Source organism: Kosakonia sp. H7A (assembly GCF_003028445.1).
GTDB classification, from domain to species: Bacteria; Pseudomonadota; Gammaproteobacteria; order Enterobacterales; family Enterobacteriaceae; genus Kosakonia; species Kosakonia radicincitans.
Window position 1 is genome coordinate 1 of record NZ_PYTZ01000033.1, and the last position, 772, is coordinate 772.

General features: G+C 70.2%; 2 protein-coding genes. Both read right to left on the minus strand.

The genetic code is table 11. The features are described from left to right. Window positions 1–256 (minus strand): phosphate regulon sensor protein PhoR (locus tag CWM66_RS27925; RefSeq protein ID WP_146159951.1); only part of this gene is annotated, 256 nt, incomplete at its 3' end. Between the two features lie 34 nt (window positions 257–290). Further along, window positions 291–772 (minus strand): winged helix-turn-helix domain-containing protein (locus tag CWM66_RS27930; protein ID WP_107147743.1); only part of this gene is annotated, 482 nt, incomplete at its 5' end.

The window sequence follows — 772 nt, forward strand, 5'->3', positions numbered from 1 at the left end:
CCTGGCTGCGGTAGAGCAGGCGGTCGAGCTCGTTCCAGGCGCCCTGTGCAGGCTCCGGTTCCCAGCGTTGGCGGGCGGTGAGCCGGCGCAGCACGCGGCGCAGGCGCCAGTACGACCACCCCAGTGCGGCGAGCGCGGCGAGGGCCAGCGCCATCCAGGCGTGGCCGAGGAGCACGCCGACGACCAGCGCGGCGAGCAGCCACAGCGCGAGGGCGCCAAGTGTGCGGATCCAGGCGGAACGGATGTGTTGGGGCATGGAGGCGATGACCGGCGGCGTGCAGCGGGTGCCGTCAGGTCGCTGCCGAGAACCGGTAACCCGATCCGCGCACGGTCTGCACCATGTTTTCCATGCCGAACGGTTCCAGCGTCTTGCGCAGGCGACGGATGTGCACGTCGATGGTGCGCTCCTCGACATAGACGCTGCCGCCCCAGACATGGTCCAGCAGCTGGGTGCGGCTGTAGACGCGTTCGGGGTGGGTCATGAAGAAGTGCAGCAGGCGGTACTCGGTCGGGCCGATCGGCACCGGCGAATCACCGGCGAACACCCGGTGCGCGGCGCCGTCGATGCGCAGCTCGCCCACCGACACGCTGCCATCCTCGTCGTCGTCGCGGGCGCGGCGCATCACCGCGCGGATGCGTGCCAGCAGTTCACGGGCCGAGAACGGCTTGACCACGTAGTCGTCCACGCCGGCTTCCAGGCCGCCGACACGGTCGTTTTCCTCGCCGCGCGCGGTCAGCATGATGATGGGGATCTCGCGCGTCAGGGTGTCCT